Raw genomic sequence first — 18,638 nt, 5'->3', positions numbered from 1 at the left:
AAAATTAGACTTAGTGAAAAATAATCCCAGTTTTATGTCTGGATAAAGCATTGAACAAACCGCCAAAGAGTGTGAAAAAAACCATCGGATTCATTGTGTGCAAAGTATTTTGTGTTAAGGAAAAGAGTAAAAAAGAAACAGCAAATAAAATACTCATTGTTTTATACTCTTTGTTGTCTATTTTAAAAGTCAGCAGCGAGTAAACAATGAGGATTGAAATGAGTACACCGATAATGCCTAACTGCACGCTAATTGTGACAAAACTGTTATGATAATCAGAAAAAGTTTTTAAGAACTTTCCGTCAAACCCATGTTTGTCTGCATACTGTTCAATATCTTTCATCCTGTAAGAGAGTCCTGTTCCAAGCAAGGGATGATCTTTGTAGGTATAAAAACCCAAAGTTGTTAATGCCACTTTAATGGCACCGCTTTGTGAATACTCATCCTTTGTAATCATATTGTCAAAATCATTATAGAGCTGTTTGCTCCTGTTTTGAAAATTTGTACTAAAACTAAAGGCCAGAAAAAAAGTTATAAAGAGTATTGCCACAGAAAAGAGTGCAGCTTTGAATTTATGCTTGACATAGCTAAAGAACGTGATAAAAATCAATATGATAAAAATAATTTGTCCTGTTCTGCCTCCGTTGATAAAGAGATTTGTCGTTGCGGTAATGAAAAAGAGGGCATAAAAAATTTTGTATTTACTGTTTTTTTCAATTAAAAGTTTTATTAAAAGTATAGAGACCGTAAAGGCGAGTACCGTACTGTATGTTGTGTGAAACATAAACGGTGAAGGGTCGGACGGCAGTCTGTCTTTGTAATGGATAAGCTCAAAAAATATGGCATAGGAAAAAAGTTCACTGATAAACATAGCAAGGATAAAAGCACCGATAATATGGTTTGTGAAGCGCCTGTCAAAAGAAGAGTAAAATACAAAAATAAGGAAAAAATGTCTGTACTTAAAAATATATCGCAAAGAGACTTCAAGATTGCCGTGCCATAAGATCGATATAAGGCTAAAGCCTATGAGCAGTGCTATTGAGAAGGTGAAAATATTGTTTTTGTAGAGCAGAAATTTCTCTTTCCAATGTGCTTCGAGTACCCATAACACAAGTATCAACACTTCCAATATATTTGTTGCCGCTTTTGAAAGCGGAAAACTAAATGCATATGCAATCAGCAAATACGTGATGTACTTTGAATAGTCTGTATTTTGCAGCAGTTTCATTTTGCCCCGACTTTAGAGAGAACAACCTTGAGTGTTTTTATCAATATAACAAAGTCAGCCCATAAAGACCAATTTTTTATATACCAAATATCAAGTTTATTTCTTTGTGTAAATGTTAAGTTGTTTCGACCGCTTACCTGCCACAAACCTGTAATACCGGGTTTGACTTTGAGTATAAACTCTTTTGTTTTGCCAAGTGCCGCTTCTTCATTGAGCATATACGGACGAGGCCCTATAAAGCTCATATCACCTTTGAGGACATTGATGATTTGTGCAAGTTCATCAAGGGAGCTTGCGCGTAAAAATCTGCCGATTTTTGTAATTCTCGGGTCATTCTTATATTTATGATATTTTTTATAGTATTGTACTTCTTGAGGGTGCTCTTGCAAATATTTTTGGAGCAAGCGGTCTGAATCTTCATACATTGTTCTGTATTTGTAGCATATAAACGTTTGACCGTCTTTTGCAAGCCGTTTTTGTTTAAAAAAGACGGCACCTTTAGAGTCAAGTTTTACAAGCAGGGCAATAAAGGCATGAATCAGCAGAAAAAAAGGCAGCACCAAAAGACTGAGAGTATAATCAAAGAGACTTTTTACAACAATATTTCTTTGTATAAGGAGTTTGTTCTCTATTTGAATTGTATTGTAACGTATGTTGGAGTATTCCATGATATTTGCATTGGAAAAGTTAATGTTTCTCAAATACGGTACTATATGTACGCTTGCATTTGTTGACAAATAGTGAGAAACCAAATTGTCAGCATCTTCAAGTTTCATATTTTGTGAGGAAATAATGACGCTGCTATAGGTTTTATCATTGTATTGCAAACCCAAATACCAGTTGTCCTGCAACTCTTTTTTGAAAATTTCCACGTCTTGTGCATCTCCAATGAGTAAAACATTTTGTCTGAAAAAGGCAAAAGAGTATATGATTTGTTTGGCTATTCGTTTTTCTGCGGGTAAAAGAAGTGCTGCCAGCAAAAAATAGATACTGATGAGATATTCTTGATTTTGGAGCGTTGTATTTGAGAGTGTTAAAAAAGACAAAATAATAAAATAAGAGAGCAGCAGCGCTTTTAATATTTTTTTTGTTTCCTGCCAAAAATCATAATGCAGGGTATATATTTTTTCATAATAAAAAAGGAGCATAATAATTAAAATTACAGGTGTTTTTAAAGGGAGTGCATAAAAAATTGCACTTAAAGTGAGAAGGTCCAGGACTGCAAGTAAAATATTTACAAAATAATATTTCATGTTTTGCTCATTGCCTTTTGTATAAATGCCTGCATCTCTTTTTGAAACCGCTTAAGAGAGAAAGAGAGGACACTTTGCGATATTTGTACAGCATCAAAACTGCTTTTTTCAAACTTTTGAACTGCTTCTATAATGTCTTTTGTTGTCTGCTGCTCAAAAAGAACACCGCTAAAGCCGTCTTGTACGGTTTCTGCCGTTCCGCCTTTGTTTAGAGCAATAACAGGTGTACCGCATGCCATAGCCTCTATGGGGACTATACCAAAGTCTTCTACTGCAGCATAAACAAATGCTTTTGCCTTTTGCATAGCGTCAATCATAACATCTTTTTCTTGATAGCCCAATACATCTATATTTGTTTTTGCAATCTTTTTGATATTTTCGTACTCTTCCCCATCTCCGATGACGATGAGTCTTTTATCGGGCATTTCATTAAATGCTTCGACGATCAATTTCGTTTTTTTGTAAGGCACAAGCCGTGAAGCAGTGAGGTAATACTCCTCTTTGTGCTCACACAAAGTAAACATGCCTGTATCTACTGGCGGATAAATAACGCTGCTTTTTCTTTTGTATATTCGTTGTATCCGTTCTTGGACAAATTTTGAATCTGCTATAAAATGATTGACACGATACAGTGTTTTAATATCCCATTTACGGATGTATCTGAGCGTCAGTTTCACAAATATTTTTTTTACCGGTTTTAAATTTTTCGTATATTCGTCATACAGATCCCAGGCATAGCGAATAGGTGTATAACAATAAGAAATATGTATCTGGTTTTTTGTGGTTTTTACCCCTTTGGCCACAGCCCAGGAGCTACTAATGACAAGATCATATTTTTGCAAATCAAAACTTTCAATTGCAGACGGAAAAAGTAGCAGATAGTTCCGAAAATATTTTTTTGCAAAGGGCAGTTTTTGTATAAAAGAAGTTTGTGCATATTTGTCGTTTAAAACATTTTTTCTGTCTTCATCACTTAAAAAATCCACCAAACTAAAAATATCGGCATCAGGATATATCTCCAAAACAGCCTGCAAAACCTTTTCTGCTCCGGCATCTGTTACCAGCCAGTCATGAACTATCGCTGTTTTCACTGCTTTATTGCCTCTTCAAAAATTGCCAAATGTTCTTTGGCTGATTTTTCCCAAGTGAACTGTTTCACTCTTTGGAGACCTTTGTCAATAAGTTTTTTTTGTAAAGATTCGTCATACAACAAAATTTCTATCTTTTTTCTCATTTCAACTATATTATGCGGATCAAAATACAATACTGCATCACCGCATATTTCAGGCATCGAACTGGCATTTGAGCTTATTACAGGTGTTCCACATGCCAATGCTTCCAGGGGAGGTAATCCAAAACCTTCATAAAATGAGCCAAAAACAAAAAGCGAAGCCAAATTATATACTTTTGCCAATTCATCATCACTGATAAAACCAAGATAAATAATATTATTTTTATTCATAATTTGCATTAACTCTTTATTTTTCCACCCTTTGAATCCAACAAGAACAAGCTTATAGTCTTTTTTTATTGTTTCGTCCAAAGTATCATATGCCTGCAAAAGTCCCTTAAGATTTTTTCTGGGCTCTATGCTGCCAACGCTGAGTATAAATTTCTCAGGCAGCTCAAAAGGCAGAGATAGCTCTTTTTTCACTTTAAATATATTATGGTTTACCCCATGATATATGACCTTTATCTTGTCTTCATCAAAATCAAGTCTTTGCAGTATTTCATTTTTGGAATAGTATGACCCTGTAATAATAATATCACTCAAAACAATATTTTTAAAAAAATTATTTTCAAAATATTCAATTCGTTCTTTGGGATGAAAATCTTTATGCAACAGGAAAGAAAAATCATGTACGGTTGTCACAATTTTTTTTGCTTTGATACTTTCATTTGGTATAAAACCTGGCTGCCAGTACAGATCATAACTTGAAAGGTTTAATAAACTGTATATTTTCAGCAATTTTCTTGTTATTTTTTTTAAAGATGCATTTGTGGAAATAAGTTTTTTAATACTTTTCAGCTGTAATGATTTTCTATTTTGATCTTCTAAAATATTTTTGGAAACATATCCATAATAAAAAAAAGTATTTACTTGTGCAGAGTTTTGCAAATATTTTGAAATTTCGTATGTATATCTTCCTATACCGGTCAAAGGAGAAAGCAATGCTACAGCATCTACTAATATTTTAGGCTTCAAACATATCTCGCAAGGTATATTTAAATTCTTGTTGCTTTAAGGTACCAATAAAAGAAAAAAGTTTTTCTGCTGAACCTGTTAAAGATTCAATTTCATTTTTTCTTACGAATGCAGGATTTATTTTAATTTTAATTTTATAGCCGGCAATCTCATTCATCATTGCTACCGCATCCAAAAGCTGTATGCCCCTGCCTGATGCTATATTGAGTATTTCGCCGCTCTCTTTACATGTAAGCATTCTTGTATAGGCTTCACATACAAAGCCAATATCATTAAATTCACGGCTTACATGTAAATTTCCAAGCTCTAAAACTTCTTTTTTTTCCTTGAAGGCTTTGACTATTTTTGGTATTAAAAAGTTTTCTGCCTGACCCGTTCCGGTATAATTAAAAGGTCTGCTGATGAGTATGGGAAGTTTGTCAAAATAGTTTTGTGCCAAGGTCTCCATAGCATATTTGCTTGCCCCGTAATGATTTGCCGGTTTTGGGCATAATGACTCGTCAAGTACGCTTAGTCCTTGATTGCCGTAAACCGTAGCACTGCTTGCTAAAATTATTTTTTTTGGATGAATATTTAAATCAAGCAAGGTATCAAGTATATTGATCGTTGCTATAGTGTTTACTTCATAAAATTGTGTACTGTTCTTGGAGCCAACAAAGGAAATCCCGGCTAAATGAATTAGAAAATCAGGTGTCACTGTTTTAAGTACAGCAGAAAGAGCTTCTTTTTTTGTAATATCACATTGATATTTTTTAGCTCCATGTTCTATGAATGAAGTTCCGTATACATCATATCCGGCATTTTCAAGATATGCCGAAAGATGCTTTCCTGTAAAACTGTCTATAGCTGTAATTAAAACTTTTTTCATGGTTTAAAAAACAAATCCGGATTCATTTCGTTTTAAATCTGCTTTTACCATCATAGCACACAACTCTTCAAGTGTGCAAGCAGGCTCCCATCCGAGAATATCCTTTGCTTTTTGGGGATTTCCAATGAGAAGTTCAACTTCTGCCGGTCTGTAGAATTTTGGATTGACCTTGACTACAGTTTTGCCTGTGGCTATATCAACAGCTGTTTCATCTTCTCCATTTCCTTGAAACTTTAATGTAATGCCAACTGCCTGAAATGCCATTTTTACAAAATCACGCACTGTTTCGGTACGGTTTGTTGCCAAAACATAGTTGTCCGGTTTTTCCGCCTGGAGCATCAGGTACATGCCTTCTACATAATCTTTTGCAAATCCCCAGTCTCTTTTTGCATCCATATTTCCAAGTTCCATACAGTCAAGCTTGCCAAGCTTGATTTTTGCAACACTGTCTGTAATCTTACGTGTCACGAATTCCAAACCCCGCAAAGGTGATTCATGATTAAACAAAATACCGCTGCATGCGAACATATCATAGGATTCTCTGTAGTTGACAACCATCCAGTGTGCATACATCTTTGCGGCACCGTAAGGGCTTCTTGGGTAAAAAGGCGTGTTTTCCGTTTGTGGAATCTCTTGTACTTTTCCAAACATTTCTGATGTTGATGCCTGGTAAAACTTTATTTTCGGATTGACGATGCGCACGGCTTCGAGCAGGTGTACACAGCCTAAAGCAGTTATTTGTGCTGTTGCAAGAGGCTGCTCAAACGAAACACCTACAAAACTCTGTGCCGCAAGATTGTAGATTTCGTCCGGTTGTATGGACATTACCATTCTGACACTGTCTGCCGCATCGGTCAAATCATATTCAACAAGATGCAAATTTGGATTTTTTTGTATACCCAATTCTTCAATACGCCAAAAGTTCACCGATGATGTACGTCTGTATGCACCATATACTTCGTAACCTTTGCTTAAAAGCAATTCGGTCAAATAAGCACCATCCTGACCTGTAATTCCTGTTACAATCGCTTTTTTCATTCTCTGCTCTCCATAAGTAACTGGTCTAAAAATCGTAGATTGTTAAAACTGTTGGTATCTACCAGCAAACCGACATAGGCATTGACCATAGTATACAGATTGTCAATATATTTATATTTGATATTATACATTTTTGCTTCGGCATCATTTAAGTCTATAATACTTTTGAGGCCTTTTTTGTAACCCTCATGTATTGCTTCAACAAAAAGTTCTGCAGATGTATATGCTTCTTTGTACATATAGACAGAATTAAGTGCAGCATTGAAGTTAGCCAAATCTTCTTTATAATTAACAGTGACTTTTTTCTTTGTGGCAAGCATGTCTTCCACAGCAGCCTGGTATCTTAATTTTGCAGATTCTACTTTTGATGCAGTATATCCACCTTTATAAAGCGGTATGTTTATATTCATCATCACATTGGCAACACTGTTAAAGGGTGAATCAATCGTCGGTGTATCTGTAGAGTATCTTGCATAAGAAGCACTAAGGCTTACATTTGGCAAATGTCCTGCAAAAGCATTTTTTATAGCTTTGTTTGCAAGTTCGAGCTGAATTTTTGACTGTTGTATCTCTAAAGAGTTCATTGTTTCATGGATAGTATCCCTCATTTGCGCCAACGCAGGAGAGATATTGTTTCGTATGCTGATAAGAGGAATAGTATAATCAGTTTTGCCTATAAAATGCTCTAACTGCATTTTGTAAACATTCAACAATCTTTTTTCTTTGTTCAAATCTATCTTTGAAGATTCATAATCAACTTTTATCTGCAAAAGATCCATTTTGTTGGCAAGCTTCATATCATATTTTTTTTGCAGTGCTTCCAGTTTAGAATGTTGATATGTAAGATAAGACTGCAATGCTGCTATTTTGTTTGTTGTTCGCAAAATATTCAAATATGCTTTAAAAACATCCTGTGCGAGTTGTTGTTCCTGGTATTTTACTTTTGTTGAAGAGTATTTACTTCTTAGTTTTTGCATATCAATTCTTGCCAAAGCGTCTGCATTATAAATAGACTGTTTAAGCGAGAGAGTATAATTTAGAAGTCCCTGTCTTGTTACATCCTGATTCGGGTTTGCTACATATTTAGACTTTTTATAATAAGCACTCAAATCAAGTTGCGGGTAGAGAGCCGCTTGTTCCTGTTTTATATCTTCTTTATCTGAAAGGTACATATATTTTGCTGACTGCAGCTGATTTGAATTTTGAACGGCCAAATTATAAGCCGTGCTAAAGAGAAGTTCTTTAGCACTCAAAACAGTTGCAAAAGCAAGCAGACTGGCAAAAAGTATACGTTTTTTATTATTCATAGAAAAAACTCCTTTTTACTGTTCAAGAAATGCTTTTTGCAGCATCATTGTCATTGGTTTCAGCAAATATTCTAAGGTGGTTTGCTTACCGGCTTTTATAATAATACTTACAGGCATACCTGCTTGAACTTCCAAATTATTCTTTTTAAGAACTTCTTTGCCTTTTTCTGTAAGTTTTAATTTTACAATATAGAAGCTGTTCCCTTTTTCATCTACAGTTATATCAGGTGAAACAAAGATTACCTCGCCTTGAATATTTTCTATAACATGACCTTTCATCTGGAATGACGGGAATGTCATATTTGCTTTGTGCCCTACTTTTACAAAATCTATATACTCAGGTGAAAGTTTCGCCTCTATAATAAGTTTCGCATCATTTGGAACAATTTCCATCAATTTTTTCCCTGGTGCGACAACAGCACCTATTGTGTGAAATGCCAAATTCATGACAATTCCGTCAACCGGTGACTTTACAATAGTACGGGAAAGTTTATCTTTGAGATTATTAATTCTCGCCTGCATATCTTCTATGGAAGTTTGGGCTTTACTCAGTTTTGTATTCAAATCTGTCAAGAACTTTTCTCTGTCAAGTTGCAATTGTGTTGTTATTGATTCTATTTGCGCAGTAAATTTTTCTATATTTGCTTGGCTTGAAAGGATATCAGACTCAATAGACTTAATTTTTCTTTGCGCATTTAAAAGCTTTTCTTTATCAACAAGACCTTTTTCCAGTAAAGATGACTGTTCTTTCACTTCATTTGTATATGTTTCTAAAAGTATTTTTTTTGTAATCACTACTTTTTTAAGACTTGAAATCTGTTGTTCCAATGAAACTTTTTTTTGCTTTGCAATAAGCTCATTTTTTTTCATATAGCTTATTTCATTCCTGAAAATTTCCATATGTCTGCGAATTATTTTATCTTTTTTGAGACTTGGAAGTATATTAAGTTTAGCTGAAAACTGAATAGTTTCTTCCCCTTTGTGTTCAGCAATTAATCTGTTTTCAGCTATCAATCTGTCTCTTAATGCAATATTCTCATAATAATTTGCCAACATTGAATTCAGCTCTGATTCAGTTTTTATTGTACTGAATTTAATTAGTTTATCGCCTTTTTTTACATGATCGCCATCTTTGACATAAATAGCTTCAATAATACCGCCTTCAAGATATTGAATGATTTTTTTATTGGATGCTACTACGACCTTTCCACCGGCTGGAACACCGGATTCCAACTCAGCAAGAGCAGCCCATGTTCCAAATCCAAAGAAGATTAAAAAGACAACAACTAGACCTATCCTGATATATGTATGGTCATTTGTATCTGGTAAATTATTTTCACTCATTACTTTTCTCCCGGTTTTGTCATTTTAACAGTTGGTGTCATTTTTGCTTCTTTTGTCTGCACATTCTGCTGCGTTTGTTTTACATTCTCTTTAAGCTTTGCCAAAACTTCATTCTTTGGACCATACATACTGAGCGTGCCTTGAGTAAATACTGCTAAATTATCAACAACTGCCAAGATATTCGGTCTGTGCGTTATAACTATAATTGTGCTTCCGTTTTCTTTCATTTGCACAATAGCATTTAAAAGTGCTTTTTCTCCCTCTTCGTCCAAGTTTGAGTTTGGTTCATCCAAAACAATAAGAGGCGGTTTTTTATAGAGTGCTCTTGCCAAGCCTATACGTTGTCTTTGCCCGCCAGAAAGAGTACTTCCTCCTGCACCGACAACAGTATCATAGCCATTTGGCAGAGTTAAAATCATATGATGCACACCTGCTGTAGTGGCAGCTTCAACAACGCTCTCAGGATCAACCTCTGAAAAACGAGCAATATTTTCACTGATACTTCCCTCAAACAACTCTATGTCCTGCGGCAAATAACCAATATATTTTCCCAAGTCAATTGAGTTCCATTGATGAATATCTGCTCCATCAAGCCTGACTTTTCCGGCTGCCAAAGGCCATACACCAAGGATGGCTCTGGCAAAAGTTGATTTCCCTGAGGCACTCGGTCCAACAATGCCCACTGTCATTCCTTGAGGAATATACATACTTATCCCTTTTAATGCAGGTACTTTTGCAGCCGGCGGCGTCACAACTATATTTTCAACTTTTATTTCACCTTTTGGTGCCGGAAGCTGCATAGGCTCCGGTAATTCAGGAACTTCTTTTAAAAGGTTATTCAACCTTTTGTATGACTCTTTTGCATCAGCAAAACCTTTCCAGCTGTTTGTAAGCAGATCAAGCGGCTGCAGGGCTCTTCCCATAAGTACCGCACCGGCAATAATCACACCCGGAGATATTAAACCGTTAATTGCAAGGTAAGCCCCTATACCATAAGTTAAAGACTGAAAAAGTTGTCTGAGCGTTTTGCTCATATTTGACCATTTTCCGGCTTTGTCACTTGCGCTTGCCTGTATTTTCAAGAAACTGTGATGTTTTTCCAACCATCTGTTCTTAATATTGTCATTCATACCCATTGCGTGTACTACTTCCGCATTTTGCAGATTTTTATTTAAATATTGTATAGAAAGATTATTCATCTTGTTTGCACTGGCCAAATCTTTCTTTGTTGTTTTTTCATTAATAATAGTGATTGTCATAATAACGAGTGCAGCAAAGACAGTAAAAGCCGCGAACCAAGGGCTGAATATATACATAACGAACAGATATATTGGAAACCAGGGAGAATCAAAAAGAGCAAAAACACCGTTTCCGGTCATATATTGCCGAATTTTTATCAGATCCGTAACAGGCATAGAAGAAGCTTGTGCCGGATTAAGTCTTGCATGATTAAAAATAACATCAAAAAGATACCCATTGAGAGCAAGATCCATTTTATTACCGATTCTTACCAGAATTCTAGAACGTATCAGTTCCAAAACTCCCATTGTCGCAAATAAAAAAACGACTATAATAGTAAGCAAAACCAAGGTTTCGATACTTTGGCTTGCCATTACCCGATCATATACCTGTAACATATAGATAGAAGGAACAAGCATCAGAATATTGACAAAGAAACTGAAAAAGCCTACAAAAAGAAATGATTTTTTCGTCTCTTTGAGAACTTGTTCAAGTTTTGTCAGTGCTATACCTTCTTTGGTTAATTTATTCATTGTCTGTCCTAAGTTTAGTTTTGTCTTTGCTGTGCTATATTAAAAAGTGTTTGTATATTGTCAAGGGATTTTAAATGTGCATCAATCAAAGTAATAATGCCCTTTCTTACCCAGTCCGCTAAAATATCATCACTCAAGGCATTCAATTTTTCGCGATTGATTACTTTAAAACCGTTGACCAACACTTTTTTCTCATCACCTTCACCTACGGAAATTTCTCTTTCTTCCAGTATGCCGCTCTCATTTATTATTTTTGCTACATTTGCTGTAATATTTGCATCTTTTTCATAGGCTGTTAAAAAATTTATGGTGTTTTTAAGTGTATCAGACTGAGAGCCATCTTTTTTGAAAAGCTGTTTCCCTTTTGTTTTAGAAAAAACTTCTGCTTCTTCCTCTATAAGTATTACTTTTTGATCCGGGTTTTCTTTCGTGCTCCCTAAAGAAAAAGGGTATTTTCTCAAAAATGCCGGTACATACTGTGCTATATATTTGCCTTCACTGTTTACGGCAAGGTTAGGGCCGCCCAAAGAGGTAAGCGCCACAAGAGTAGGCATTTCATCACCTGTAAACACTACAGGGAACATCTGCGCTATCTTTGTCACTTCATTTGCCAATACAGGCACAAACCCCATCTCTTTTGCAAACTTTAAATTCTCCAACGGAGATATTTTCAAATTTTTGTGTGTTTCTTTATCTAATACTACAAAGTTGTTTACCATTTTTTTTCCTTTAGTTTTGTTTTTTTTTGGTCTTCCTCTCTTTTGTGAGAGTAAAGAGTGTCCTGTTATTGTTTCGAGTTTTTTATAAAACTCCAAACTTCCTGTAGGCAACTGCTTATTTAAACAGTTTGCTATAAAGCTTTTTGCATCATCCAAAAGCGGTGCAGCAAGAAACCTGTTTTTATACGCCAATTCTCTGTCTGCATTATCTCTGCCAAGCAGTTTATAAACGTCATGCTGCACTGTAAAATCATCTGTTGTTTCCAAAGTTTTATCTTTGAGAGATTCTATATAGTGCATAACTTCAAGTATATATCTGTCTTCTACCGGTGAGCTTTTGTATCTGCCTTGCCATAGCGTACCGCTTCTGTTATATTTTTTATTAAAATAAGAAACGTATTTTAGACCGACACTCTGCATAAATCGAGAGAGGCTGTCTTTATCTGAAAATGTACAAAGAAGATGTACTTCAGAAGGCATCAGTGCATATGTATGTATTCCAACACGCAGATCTTGAGACAAATTTTTCAACAAATTTTTATAAAAAAGAGTGTCTTCTTCTTCTCTGAATATCCGTTCTTCATTGATTCCCTGTATACCTATATGAAGTGCTGTATTATCAACAAAAAGCCTCTCTTTTCTTGCCACTGTTTTTCCTCTATTGTTGGATAGCAGGAAGTATAGTAGAAGTAAACTTAAGTTCTATTAAAATTGACTCTGACACTATTTAATTTTACAGATTTATACCCCAACTGAATGTTGGCACTGCACTTGTTATGACTTTTATCACCTGACTGAAAAGTGCCGGTTCAAGTGTTGCTGTCGCATAAATATTTTTTTCCATATTTTTAAGCACAAATTGGATATACCCGTTTCCAAGTTTTGTAATATCGATACTTTCTAAAAGAACAGGAACTTTTTGTGTAAGCGTAAATGTTGCGCTGTCCGTAGGTGTCTGCTGCGAAGGAGGCGGAACAGAAGGAACACTGCCCTTTTGTTCCTGTGTTTGAGTGCTTTGTACGACTGCTTGCGTCTCATAATTCATATACTCAAACAGATGAGGAAGAAGTTTAATAAGAAAATTTCTTGTAAGCCAAAAATCTACCCGATTTTCGGCATCTTGATAATTTACAGTAAGAAGGAGTCTGTCTTCCTTCTCACTATAGATACATGTAAATGTTTTTGCCTGTTTTATTATTTTTTGTGACAATATTCGCTTCCAGCCTTATTTTTGATAAATTTATACTAAGTTCTATTGGATTCACATTTTACAGTGGCGTAATTCGAAAAGTCTGTCAGTGCCATTAGCATCATAAGGTTCTACAATAAACACTATTTCTACCGCCATTGCTTAGTGCTATTAGCTTTATAATATATTTTGTTTAAAATCACATTATTATATCAAAACTATTTGTAATTCAACTTAATTATTTAGCACCTTGTATCAGCCAACATAAAGGTTAAAAAGATAAAATTCTACTCTATTTTCGCCGACATAGCTCAGTTGGCTAGAGCAGCTGATTTGTAATCAGCAGGCCCGGGGTTCAAATCCTCGTGTCGGCACCACTTCCAAATGACTCTATACATCTTCAAAAAAACAACTTTAAAAAACTTATGTTACAATTTATAAAATAGTTTTCCTTAGACAACAGAATTTTTAGCAGGATATATTATGGCAACTATAAGAGAAAAAATAAGTGGACTTTATATAGCATTTTTCAACAGAGCACCGGATTTGGCAGGATTGCTTTACTGGGAAGCGCAAAGTTTGAATCTAGGTGAAGATGTAGCAATAAAAACACTAGCAAGCGGCTTTGCCACACATGAAATATTTAATGATTTGTATAGTCAACTTGACAATAATGAATTTGTAAATGCTATCTATATAAATACATTGGGACAAGCCGGAGACAGTGAAGGCATACAGTACTGGACACAACAGATAAATACCGGTATGTCTAGATCTGACATGGTAGCAAATTTCATTTCCATATCTTTGGATTTTAATCCTAATGATCCACAATATCAAAACCTGTCTCAGTCACAAATAGATTCTGCATTGCAAAGACAGGCATATATAGCTAACAAAGTAAATGTTGCACTACACTTTACGGATACTTTAGCAGACCTTACAAATCTTGATGCATCAACAGATCCCGCTGATATAATATCACTGGATGAGGATTCTGCATATCAGGCATCTGTAGATGTATTATCTAATGTGACATACGACAAGACAACTGTAGATAATGTTATAGAAAGTATAAATTTAGTTGCAAACAGAGATGATGCCATAGATATTCTAGATACTGTGAATGATATAAAACCTGAGAATATTTTAATTTTTTTGGATGAGAATGCGCCTGTGTTTAGCTCATCATCTGCTCTTGATCCCATTGATGAGAACAGCGGTGCCAATCAGCTCATCTATACAGCTGCTGCTTCTGATGAGAGCAGTGTTGTCTACAGTTTGGAGAGTGTCGGGGATGCCTCTTACTTTAGTATTGATGCGCAAAGCGGTGCTGTTACTCTTTTGGAGAATCCTGATTTTGAGAGTAAAAGCAGTTATGCTTTTAGTGTGCTTGCAACGGATGCCAGCGGCAACAGCAGCAGTTTGAACCTTACTTTACATGTAAACGATCTCGATGAGAATGCGCCTGTGTTTAGCTCATCATCTGCTCTTGATCCCATTGATGAGAACAGCGGTGCCAATCAGCTCATCTATACAGCTGCTGCTTCTGATGAGAGCAGTGTTGTCTACAGTTTGGAGAGTGTCGGGGATGCCTCTTACTTTAGTATTGATGCGCAAAGCGGTGCTGTTACTCTTTTGGAGAATCCTGATTTTGAGAGTAAAAGCAGTTATGCTTTTAGTGTGCTTGCAACGGATGCCAGCGGCAACAGCAGCAGTTTGAACCTTACTTTACATGTAAACGATCTCGATGAGAATGCGCCTGTGTTTAGCTCATCATCTGCTCTTGATCCCATTGATGAGAACAGCGGTGCCAATCAGCTCATCTATACAGCTGCTGCTTCTGATGAGAGCAGTGTTGTCTACAGTTTGGAGAGTGTCGGGGATGCCTCTTACTTTAGTATTGATGCGCAAAGCGGTGCTGTTACTCTTTTGGAGAATCCTGATTTTGAGAGTAAAAGCAGTTATGCTTTTAGTGTGCTTGCAACGGATGCCAGCGGCAACAGCAGCAGTTTGAACCTTACTTTACATGTAAACGATCTCGATGAGAATGCGCCTGTGTTTAGCTCATCATCTGCTCTTGATCCCATTGATGAGAACAGCGGTGCCAATCAGCTCATCTATACAGCTGCTGCTTCTGATGAGAGCAGTGTTGTCTACAGTTTGGAGAGTGTCGGGGATGCCTCTTACTTTAGTATTGATGCGCAAAGCGGTGCTGTTACTCTTTTGGAGAATCCTGATTTTGAGAGTAAAAGCAGTTATGCTTTTAGTGTGCTTGCAACGGATGCCAGCGGCAACAGCAGCAGTTTGAACCTTACTTTACATGTAAACGATCTCGATGAGAATGCGCCTGTGTTTAGCTCATCATCTGCTCTTGATCCCATTGATGAGAACAGCGGTGCCAATCAGCTCATCTATACAGCTGCTGCTTCTGATGAGAGCAGTGTTGTCTACAGTTTGGAGAGTGTCGGGGATGCCTCTTACTTTAGTATTGATGCGCAAAGCGGTGCTGTTACTCTTTTGGAGAATCCTGATTTTGAGAGTAAAAGCAGTTATGCTTTTAGTGTGCTTGCAACGGATGCCAGCGGCAACAGCAGCAGTTTGAACCTTACTTTACATGTAAACGATCTCGATGAGAATGCGCCTGTGTTTAGCTCATCATCTGCTCTTGATCCCATTGATGAGAACAGCGGTGCCAATCAGCTCATCTATACAGCTGCTGCTTCTGATGAGAGCAGTGTTGTCTACAGTTTGGAGAGTGTCGGGGATGCCTCTTACTTTAGTATTGATGCGCAAAGCGGTGCTGTTACTCTTTTGGAGAATCCTGATTTTGAGAGTAAAAGCAGTTATGCTTTTAGTGTGCTTGCAACGGATGCCAGCGGCAACAGCAGCAGTTTGAACCTTACTTTACATGTAAACGATCTCGATGAGAATGCGCCTGTGTTTAGCTCATCATCTGCTCTTGATCCCATTGATGAGAACAGCGGTGCCAATCAGCTCATCTATACAGCTGCTGCTTCTGATGAGAGCAGTGTTGTCTACAGTTTGGAGAGTGTCGGGGATGCCTCTTACTTTAGTATTGATGCGCAAAGCGGTGCTGTTACTCTTTTGGAGAATCCTGATTTTGAGAGTAAAAGCAGTTATGCTTTTAGTGTGCTTGCAACGGATGCCAGCGGCAACAGCAGCAGTTTGAACCTTACTTTACATGTAAACGATCTCGATGAGAATGCGCCTGTGTTTAGCTCATCATCTGCTCTTGATCCCATTGATGAGAACAGCGGTGCCAATCAGCTCATCTATACAGCTGCTGCTTCTGATGAGAGCAGTGTTGTCTACAGTTTGGAGAGTGTCGGGGATGCCTCTTACTTTAGTATTGATGCGCAAAGCGGTGCTGTTACTCTTTTGGAGAATCCTGATTTTGAGAGTAAAAGCAGTTATGCTTTTAGTGTGCTTGCAACGGATGCCAGCGGCAACAGCAGCAGTTTGAACCTTACTTTACATGTAAACGATCTCGATGAGAATGCGCCTGTGTTTAGCTCATCATCTGCTCTTGATCCCATTGATGAGAACAGCGGTGCCAATCAGCTCATCTATACAGCTGCTGCTTCTGATGAGAGCAGTGTTGTCTACAGTTTGGAGAGTGTCGGGGATGCCTCTTACTTTAGTATTGATGCGCAAAGCGGTGCTGTTACTCTTTTGGAGAATCCTGATTTTGAGAGTAAAAGCAGTTATGCTTTTAGTGTGCTTGCAACGGATGCCAGCGGCAACAGCAGCAGTTTGAACCTTACTTTACATGTAAACGATCTCGATGAGAATGCGCCTGTGTTTAGCTCATCATCTGCTCTTGATCCCATTGATGAGAACAGCGGTGCCAATCAGCTCATCTATACAGCTGCTGCTTCTGATGAGAGCAGTGTTGTCTACAGTTTGGAGAGTGTCGGGGATGCCTCTTACTTTAGTATTGATGCGCAAAGCGGTGCTGTTACTCTTTTGGAGAATCCTGATTTTGAGAGTAAAAGCAGTTATGCTTTTAGTGTGCTTGCAACGGATGCCAGCGGCAACAGCAGCAGTTTGAACCTTACTTTACATGTAAACGATCTCGATGAGAATGCGCCTGTGTTTAGCTCATCATCTGCTCTTGATCCCATTGATGAGAACAGCGGTGCCAATCAGCTCATCTATACAGCTGCTGCTTCTGATGAGAGCAGTGTTGTCTACAGTTTGGAGAGTGTCGGGGATGCCTCTTACTTTAGTATTGATGCGCAAAGCGGTGCTGTTACTCTTTTGGAGAATCCTGATTTTGAGAGTAAAAGCAGTTATGCTTTTAGTGTGCTTGCAACGGATGCCAGCGGCAACAGCAGCAGTTTGAACCTTACTTTACATGTAAACGATCTCGATGAGAATGCGCTTTCTCCTTCAAATGTCAACCCTGGTCTTGGCGATCTAAGTACTGCGAATACCTATGGTGTTTCGGCACTCTTATCTGAGACATACTGGGATAATTCAACAACTATTACATACACTTTTAATACATCCATACCCAATGATTATTATAATTATGGTGACGGTACCGAACTGACTACGGGTTGGACAGAGTTAAATAATGCACAGAAAAATGCTATGACAAGTATTTTTGATGCTGTGGGAGAGTTGCTGGGTGTCTCTTTTGAAAATTTAGGCAGTGACGGTATGATTGGCATAAATATAGTTGACATGGATGCCGATACCAGCGGATTTGCATTTTATCCCGGAGACAACCCGACATATGCAGGAGATATTTTTCTCTCAAGTCAATTTAATTCCGATCCAGACTCCTACGGCTTAGAGGCAGGTGAAGAGGGGTGGAGTACTATGGCTCATGAATTAGGACATGCTCTTGGTCTTGAACATCCGTTTGATGGGGATGTTACGCTTCCTGCAGAAGTTGATGACGCAAATCATACCATAATGTCATATACACAAAGAGACAACTACTACCCGGGTTTTACTATAACAGAGACAGCTGACAAGAAGTTTATAAAGGCAACAGGAACAAATATAAGTTCTCAGCTCTATTCGCTGTATGATGTAGCAGCACTGCAGTCTGTTTATGGAGTAAATGACACAACAGCAACAGGTGATGATATATATACCCTTACATTTACAGACAATAAAATTGAGACTATCTGGGATGCCGGTGGCACAGATACACTTGATTTTTCTGCCGGAACCGGTTCAAGCAGAGTGGATTTAAATCCAGGAAGCCTAAACAGTGTCGATGAATACAGTGTAGATGAAGTTGTAAACTACTATCAAAACAGTGTGAACGACAGTGATTTTAATGACTATATCAGTGATTTTATCTATAACGATCTTTACAATACAGGACTGTTGTATACAGGCAAAAACAATTTTGCTATCTCTACAGGTACAATTATAGAAAATATAAAAACCGGTTCAGGTTCAGATATTATAACAGATAACATGGTAGATAACAATATTTTTACTTTTGCAGGAGACGATAGTATTTACATTGGAAACGGAGGGTATGATTATATAGACGGCGGAGAAGGAAATGATATTTTATATATAGATTTAACTCAAGACAGCGTTACAATTACTTCCCTGACTGACGGCAGCTATGATGTATTGGCAGATGACAACAGTTTTGAAGCAAATTTGATTGGTATTGAAAGTATATATTTTAGTGACGGGATACAGAGTCTGGTATAAAA

General features: G+C 37.1%; 12 protein-coding genes and 1 tRNA gene. 2 read left to right on the top strand and 11 right to left on the bottom strand.

All coding sequences use genetic code 11. The features are described 5' to 3' along the window. Positions 1-10: 10 nt before the first annotated feature. From MLC52_RS01485 to MLC52_RS01435, 11 genes are all read right to left on the bottom strand, one after another. The gene (locus MLC52_RS01485) at positions 11-1,228 is read right to left on the bottom strand and encodes an O-antigen ligase family protein (RefSeq protein WP_434580968.1); all 1,218 of its coding nucleotides are present in this window, start codon (positions 1,226-1,228) and stop codon (positions 11-13) included. Beyond that, complete coding sequence (locus MLC52_RS01480; protein ID WP_434580966.1) at positions 1,225-2,481, bottom strand: exopolysaccharide biosynthesis polyprenyl glycosylphosphotransferase; 1,257 nt, start codon at positions 2,479-2,481, stop codon at positions 1,225-1,227. The genes MLC52_RS01485 and MLC52_RS01480 overlap by 4 nt, the downstream gene beginning before the upstream one ends. Then, a complete protein-coding gene (locus tag MLC52_RS01475; protein WP_434580964.1) occupies positions 2,478-3,572 on the bottom strand; it encodes a glycosyltransferase in 1,095 nt (364 codons plus the stop codon). The genes MLC52_RS01480 and MLC52_RS01475 overlap by 4 nt, the downstream gene beginning before the upstream one ends. Then, the gene (locus MLC52_RS01470; RefSeq protein ID WP_434580963.1) at positions 3,569-4,687 is read right to left on the bottom strand and encodes a glycosyltransferase family 4 protein; all 1,119 of its coding nucleotides are present in this window, start codon (positions 4,685-4,687) and stop codon (positions 3,569-3,571) included. Before MLC52_RS01470 ends, MLC52_RS01475 begins: the two co-directional genes overlap by 4 nt. After that, complete coding sequence (locus MLC52_RS01465) at positions 4,677-5,555, bottom strand: GDP-mannose 4,6-dehydratase (protein ID WP_434580961.1); 879 nt, start codon at positions 5,553-5,555, stop codon at positions 4,677-4,679. Before MLC52_RS01465 ends, MLC52_RS01470 begins: the two co-directional genes overlap by 11 nt. A gap of 3 nt (positions 5,556-5,558) precedes the next feature. Next, the gene (gene gmd, locus MLC52_RS01460) at positions 5,559-6,593 is read right to left on the bottom strand and encodes a GDP-mannose 4,6-dehydratase (protein WP_434580958.1); all 1,035 of its coding nucleotides are present in this window, start codon (positions 6,591-6,593) and stop codon (positions 5,559-5,561) included. Continuing rightward, a complete protein-coding gene (locus tag MLC52_RS01455) occupies positions 6,590-7,900 on the bottom strand; it encodes a TolC family protein (RefSeq protein WP_434580957.1) in 1,311 nt (436 codons plus the stop codon). The genes gmd and MLC52_RS01455 overlap by 4 nt, the downstream gene beginning before the upstream one ends. 15 nt (positions 7,901-7,915) lie before the next feature. Further along, positions 7,916-9,244, bottom strand: a complete 1,329-nt coding sequence (locus MLC52_RS01450; protein ID WP_434580955.1) for an HlyD family type I secretion periplasmic adaptor subunit — start codon at positions 9,242-9,244, stop codon at positions 7,916-7,918. After that, the gene (locus tag MLC52_RS01445; protein ID WP_434580954.1) at positions 9,244-11,016 is read right to left on the bottom strand and encodes a type I secretion system permease/ATPase; all 1,773 of its coding nucleotides are present in this window, start codon (positions 11,014-11,016) and stop codon (positions 9,244-9,246) included. The genes MLC52_RS01450 and MLC52_RS01445 overlap by 1 nt, the downstream gene beginning before the upstream one ends. A gap of 14 nt (positions 11,017-11,030) precedes the next feature. Further along, on the bottom strand, positions 11,031-12,383 hold the full coding sequence (locus MLC52_RS01440) for a SapC family protein (protein ID WP_434580952.1): 1,353 nt from the start codon (positions 12,381-12,383) through the stop codon (positions 11,031-11,033). Between the two features lie 85 nt (positions 12,384-12,468). Then, entirely contained in the window at positions 12,469-12,945 is a 477-nt protein-coding gene (locus tag MLC52_RS01435; protein WP_434580950.1) for a hypothetical protein, read from the bottom strand. Between the two features lie 279 nt (positions 12,946-13,224). Between MLC52_RS01435 and MLC52_RS01430 the strand changes: the two genes are divergently transcribed. Next, a tRNA-Thr gene (locus tag MLC52_RS01430) sits at positions 13,225-13,301 on the top strand. A gap of 106 nt (positions 13,302-13,407) precedes the next feature. Next, complete coding sequence (locus tag MLC52_RS01425) at positions 13,408-18,636, top strand: cadherin domain-containing protein (RefSeq protein ID WP_434580948.1); 5,229 nt, start codon at positions 13,408-13,410, stop codon at positions 18,634-18,636. Positions 18,637-18,638: the final 2 nt, after the last annotated feature.

The organism is Sulfurimonas sp. NW15 (assembly GCF_051132285.1).
GTDB lineage: Bacteria > Campylobacterota > Campylobacteria > Campylobacterales > Sulfurimonadaceae > Sulfurimonas > Sulfurimonas hydrogeniphila.
The sequence above is the reverse complement of the archived record's forward strand: the minus strand, read 5'-3'. Positions and strand labels throughout refer to the sequence as shown.